Source organism: Mesorhizobium sp. M7A.F.Ca.US.011.01.1.1 (assembly GCF_003998295.1).
Lineage (GTDB): Bacteria > Pseudomonadota > Alphaproteobacteria > Rhizobiales > Rhizobiaceae > Mesorhizobium.
The window spans coordinates 1-471 of sequence record NZ_RZRT01000241.1 but is presented as its reverse complement, the minus strand read 5'-3'; the positions used below and the strand labels follow the sequence as shown (position 1 = coordinate 471).

2 protein-coding genes are annotated in these 471 nt (G+C 59.9%); both read left to right on the top strand.

Annotated elements, in window-relative coordinates; translation table 11 throughout:
* Window positions 1-180 (top strand): hypothetical protein (locus EOA13_RS38265; protein ID WP_164780686.1); only part of this gene is annotated, 180 nt, incomplete at its 5' end.
* Between the two features lie 13 nt (window positions 181-193).
* The coding region (locus EOA13_RS37540) for a TrbC/VirB2 family protein (RefSeq protein ID WP_164780684.1) at window positions 194-471 on the top strand (278 nt) is incomplete at its 3' end.

Genomic DNA, 471 nt, shown 5'->3' with positions numbered 1-471 from the left:
GCGCAGGGCATCCCGGTGAATCCGGAGACTGCGGAATACATCGTGAAAATACTGAACCGCTGGAAGTTCGGCGGTGTGGTGAACAAGTCCGCCCTGACCAAATCCGAGACGCTCGCGGCCGCACCGCCAGCAAGCGAGGACGCCTGGCAGGATGGTCATGTCATGGATTTCGGCAACTGAAAAGGAGCCAAGGGTGGAATACAGGAAAGCGGGCAAATTTGCCCTGAAACTGGCCTTGGCCTCGGCAGTCGGAATAGCTCTCGCGCCTGCCACTGCGTATGCCCAGTCGGCGGCGCCAGTCGAAAACGTGCTGGAGTGGTTCGTCGGAGTTCTGCAGGGCAACATCGCGCGCTCATTCGCCATCATCGCGGTCTGTTTTCTCGGCTTCCTCGCCATGACGGGCCGGCTGGCGTGGATGATGGCTTTCTCCATAATCATCGGCATCGCTTTGATCTTCGGCGCAGCCCAGCT